Genomic DNA, 5245 nt, shown 5'->3' with positions numbered 1-5245 from the left:
AGCGTTCCAAAAGGCGGTGGAGATCAATCCGAAATATGATCGTGCATTCTTCAATATGGGGATTGTATACGGTAATAAAGAGGAACATGATTTAGCGATCGAAGCGTACCAAAAGGCGATCGAGATCAACCCGAAATATGCTGCTGCGTATTTCAATATGGGGATTGCATATCATAATAAAGGGAAATATGATCGAGCGATCGAAGCGTACCAAAAAGCGATCGAGATCAATCCAACAGATGCAGATGCGTATTTGGAAATTTTTGAAATCTCTCTGATCAAAAATAAAAAAATGGATCCAAAATTGATTCAAGCTTTTGAATCAAATATAGAGGATATATCGGCTAAAAAGATTTTTGAAATGCTGATGATATTGGGTAATAAAATTAAGACGACAAGAACAGATGAAGTTGTGAACCGGTGGATTAAAAACTATCAACAAATTGATGCGAATTGGGATTTTAACCAGTTGGAGAGATGGGCAAAAGGAGATCAAAAAGCAGAACGCTGGATACAAATCTTTAAAGAGAATATGAGCCGGTAAATATGCTTTTTAATGCACTGGATCATCTGCCCCATATCGTATTGCTCCGAAGTGATAAGATTTTTCATGATCTCGTCCAAACATTGATAAATGGAAAAAAAAATATCCGAAATGAGATATTTAAACCTCTTATCGATGGTGTACGGGATTTTTATCCCAATGCTCACCGATTGGATGACATCGAACTCTCGATCGAACAGCAGACGATTCGTGAAAGTACGGAAGAGGGGATTAATTATGAGTTTGATTTTTTAGAACCGCTTTTTGATCGACTATTGGTGATCGACGGGAGTAAAATTTATCCGCAAGATGAATTTCTCGAAGAGTATATCTCCCTCATCACCAAAATTTCTCCCTCTCATTTGATCGGCTATAAGCTGGCGAAACTTTTGTATGATGACCGTATAGAGCTTCGTGATTTGGATGCGATCATCGATATGGCGACGCCGTTAGGTCTTCGGGTACGGAAAAATACTGAATATGCCGATAATCATATCCATCTCAAAGGGGCTGGGTATTCACCGTTTAATCTGATGCGTTTGATGAATCGTGAGACAAAAGAAGCTTTTTACACAGACTCGTATTTACGAGAACAACCGAGAATCAACGAGTTCAGCTATCTCAATAACGGCACGTATTCGATTGGGCAGGTGATCGATATCGCTCGTATTTCTCTCGATTTCGTCTATGGTTCGATCGTCAATCAGCGTAGTGAGTATTTGAGAGAAAATCTCCATAAAACTCTTTTTATGAATCGGAAGGGATCGGTGCACATACAGACAACCTTGGCATCATTGTCCAAAGCAGTGAAATTATTTCCATTTTTTCCAAAAAATAGTTATGGTGCATTACTCTCTCGTCTTGTTGATTATTATCGACGTCGTCAGTACGATAAAGCACATTTGATTGAGAGTGTACTTATGTTCTATCTTTTTTTGAATGACAAAGATTCTACGTTACGCTATTGCATAAAATTATATTTACAAGCAACTAATATTCTCCGTTCTTATATGGTGATGTCACAAAACATAGGACTTTCCCATTTCAGCGAATACAGTGGAGCGGATATCCGTCAAGTGGACAAGCGCAACGGACACAATATCGCTTCTGGGATCATTAATAGCGGTACTAATTATCTCCATGCAAAAATGGGGATTAGAAGTGATAGCTTCACGATCGCAGAGACAGTTGGACATATGCGATATATATTCGAATCTGCCAAGAAAGATCAAGATGTCATTTTCAATTTTGGTTTGTCATCCAATAAAGGGCGTGAAAAAAAGAAAAAAAATTATAGTTTGATGGATATGGTTCAACCGAGTTTTGGACAAAAACGCCGCCATCTGAAACAAGAAGCCCTTGCATTAGATGATTTTTTACGCAATGCTATCTATAAAAATGTGGATTCGTATAAACTCCTTCTTAAACATGATGCTAAACGAGCTTTTGTCGAAAAGTGCACTTTGAAAGGCAAAACGATTGATCTCTCCTCTTTGGTGGTTGCGATTGATGCTGTGGGAAAAGAGACCCATACGCCGCCTGAAGTATTTGCTCCATTTTTTCGATATCTTCGTGCACAACCGAAAAGTATTAAAAATCCTATTGCAGTTTATGGTACGTTAAAACATCATCCAAGATTGATCATTACCGCACACGCGGGAGAAGATTTTAATCATATCGTTAGCGGAATGAGATCAGTTGCTGAGTGTGTCGAATATTTCGGGATGGGAAATGGAGATCGGATCGGACATGCATTGAGTCTGGGGATTCATCCGAGCGATTGGTTAGCAACGAAACAAAGAGTTTTTTTGACACGTGGAGAGCATCTAGATAATCTTGTCTGGCTTAGCGGAGTGCTCAAAGAGATAAAAGCAGAAAATTCCTATCTAACCCGTTATATTCTCAAAATAGAAGATGAAGCGATGCAGGTATTTCGCGAAGTGTACGGCAGTGTAGCAGGTGCAAGTGTCAGTGATATGTATCAGGCATGGGAATATCGAAAAAATTGTCCTTTAACTTATTTCGCTCATACACGTAATGAAAAACAGCTTTATGATACCTATTCTAAAAGTGTATTGGAAAATATGAAAAACGAAAAGGCTATAGAGATATTTGAACGTTATCATGGATGCAATCAGGTACGTAATAAATCAAACGAAGCGATTCAAATCGAGAAAAAACGAATCGATGAGGAAGTTTTAAAGATTTACGAAATGCTCCAAGACTATTTGATTGACAAATATGCCAGAGCAGGGATTATATTCGAGACAAATCCTTCATCAAATATTTTTACTTCGACGATGTCAGCTTATTCCAATCATCCAATATTTCGGTTTTATCCTCCGAAGCCAAGTTTTTTAGAAAAAGGGGGAATATATAATCAATATGGATTACGCCAAGGTGTCGCATCCGTGACGATCAATAGTGATGATCCTGCTATTTTTGTGACCTCTATACAAAACGAATTTGAGACACTGCGACGGGTTGCAGTGGAGCGATTCGGATGTACCAAAAAAGAGGCAGACGATTGGCTCGAAGATATTCGAAAATTTGGGATAAATATATTTAAGGAGAGTTATGTCGGAAATTGTTAAGCTCATTTTTGAGCGATTTGAAGGTTTCATTAAACGAGCAGTTTTGCCATCGGTAACTTTTTTGTTTTTTTATATAGTTTTGTATATGTTTTTTGGAAGTTTATATGATACGGCAATGACATCTGTAGAGGTTTTTCCAAAATTTCCTAAAGATATGGAACTTTATGGATATGGTATATTATTTATCGGTCTCAGCTATTTTTTGAGTATATTACAACAAGCAGTATTTGATAATTTTATTAAAGGTAATTATTCTATAGCACAAGATTTTCAGGATCTTCGGAATAAAGTTAAAAAGAAACTAAGAGAAGAAAAAGATATACCAGATGAAAATGATGCCTTTCTGACGGATTATATTCTTTATCAGATACTTGGAAAAAGCCAAAAAACTGAGCGGTATGTAGATGAAACAAAGGCTATCGGTATTACGATTTTATCGCTTATGATCAATTGTATTTTAACTGGCATTTTATTACATGAGGCATTTTCTTATTGGGCATTTTGTTTTTTAGCTTTGTCAATTTTATTTCTTCGTTTAGGAATATATTTAATTAAAAAGAAATACGAATCTAGAGCAATTAGGCTTTATGTAAATTATCTTTATTCGTGATTTTGTAGATAAAACTAAACACTTCCGCCACTGCGAGGTAGAGTTTCTCAGGAACTTCGCGGTCTAACTCCACTTTGCTCAACATCTCCACTAAATCTTCATCTTTTTTGATCGGTAGGTTGTGAAGTTCTGCGATTTTAATAATGTTTTCGGCAGTGACCCCTTGCCCTTTTGCAACGACGCGCGGAGCATTCTCTTTCGCCGGATCATAGCGCATCGCGACGGCTTTTTTCATACTTTCACCTCAAATCCCAGATCGGAACCGTTTGTGTCGCTGCCGTAGGTCTCTTTTAACGGTGATAGCGCCTCTTTCATTTCAAAAATCCGTATCGCTCTGGGGGTTAATCCGGCATCGATGAGCAAAGAGCGTAGAGTGCCGATATTATCATGGATAAGTGTCTTGAGCTCCAGTTTTTCGGTGTGGGCCTGTATCTCCAGCTGGTTTCCATCATACAGTGCCATCATCAGATTCAGCTCTCCGTACTCTTTTAGACGGAGATTGATTTCGCAGTAAAACTTTTTATCTGCGGTTTTTTTAAACGCCATAGAACCCTCTTCGAGCTGATCCCATGCAAAAGGGATATAGATGGAATTTGACGATCCGAGATAGGAGGTTATCTGATGATAATCGATTTGGGCTAAGAGCTTGTCGGTTTGTTCCAGCAGTTTCGGAGCATTTGGATCACTGGATTGGGTGAGATCCTCATGCAGAGAGAGGAGATTGGATTTCAGATCACTTTCCATCGATTCTTTTAACAACGTTTCTGTGACCAGTGCTTTGGGATTGGTGAATTCGTCCAGTTTCGTGATGATCGCGGAGAGCTCTTTTGTGATATTTCCTTCGTTGATGGTACTTTTGAGATTCTGGGTAAATGTTTTCAACTCTTCAGTAGGGGTATCGTTCAAATTTTTGAGCAGTTTTTCGATGGAATCAAGCAGAGTATTCGTGTCAGCGGTATTGCTGCCTAAGAGGATTCCGTAGAGTTGTGAGAGGGTCGTCTTTATCTCCTGCACGGCACTGAGTTGATCGAGCTTTTGGGCTAGAACAGATACCTCTTTGGAGTATAGGGGATCACTTTTCGAAAGCAGTGTGTGGAGATTGTCAGATACTTTTTTCAGTGTTTCGGTGAGGGTGAGGGCACTTTGCAGGTTTTGTGACGACGTTGGGAGGATTTGGCTATCCAAAAGGGTCGAGATCTGTTTTTGAAGGACTTTTGCGTCATTCTGAGGGCTTTGTGTGAGAAGAGTGCGAAGCTGCTCCAGTGTTTGGGTCAGATCGGGTATCTTTTGTAAGGCTGTGGCGAATTTGGACTCCATAAAAACACCGCTGTTGGCGATTTGATTTTTAAGTGTAGGGCCGTCCATGGTTGTGGCATTTTTTAAAAACGTTTCCAATACAGTGATTTTAGGGGAGAGATCGGGAGAAGTTTTTAGCTCTTTAAGAAGCGATTGCAGATTATCGGTGAGACTTCCCATATTTTTAAAAACGGTAGAGTT

At 39.0% G+C, this 5245-nt stretch carries 5 protein-coding genes; 3 read left to right on the top strand and 2 right to left on the bottom strand.

The annotated features are described in order from the left end of the window. The 3 genes from PHC76_RS14650 to PHC76_RS14640 form a co-directional block, all read left to right on the top strand. Positions 1–544 (top strand): tetratricopeptide repeat protein (locus PHC76_RS14650; RefSeq protein ID WP_300210688.1); only part of this gene is annotated, 544 nt, incomplete at its 5' end. A 2-nt stretch (positions 545–546) separates the two neighbouring features. Then, positions 547–3138, top strand: a complete 2592-nt coding sequence (locus PHC76_RS14645; RefSeq protein WP_300210686.1) for a hypothetical protein — start codon at positions 547–549, stop codon at positions 3136–3138. Then, the gene (locus PHC76_RS14640) at positions 3122–3748 is read left to right on the top strand and encodes a hypothetical protein (protein WP_300210684.1); all 627 of its coding nucleotides are present in this window, start codon (positions 3122–3124) and stop codon (positions 3746–3748) included. The genes PHC76_RS14645 and PHC76_RS14640 overlap by 17 nt, the downstream gene beginning before the upstream one ends. On the opposite strand, the gene PHC76_RS14635 is transcribed toward PHC76_RS14640, so the two are convergent. Both PHC76_RS14635 and PHC76_RS14630 read right to left on the bottom strand, forming a co-directional pair. Continuing rightward, positions 3717–3983, bottom strand: a complete 267-nt coding sequence (locus PHC76_RS14635) for an EscU/YscU/HrcU family type III secretion system export apparatus switch protein (protein ID WP_300210682.1) — start codon at positions 3981–3983, stop codon at positions 3717–3719. The genes PHC76_RS14640 and PHC76_RS14635 overlap by 32 nt on opposite strands. Next, on the bottom strand, positions 3980–5245 hold a 1266-nt coding region (locus tag PHC76_RS14630), incomplete at its 5' end, for a flagellar hook-length control protein FliK (RefSeq protein ID WP_300210680.1). The genes PHC76_RS14635 and PHC76_RS14630, both read right to left, overlap by 4 nt.

Origin of the sequence: Sulfuricurvum sp. (genome assembly GCF_028710345.1) — a bacterium.
Taxonomy (GTDB): Bacteria; Campylobacterota; Campylobacteria; order Campylobacterales; family Sulfurimonadaceae; genus Sulfuricurvum.
Note: the sequence above shows the minus strand (reverse complement) of the source record. Positions and strands in the feature narration are given on the sequence as shown.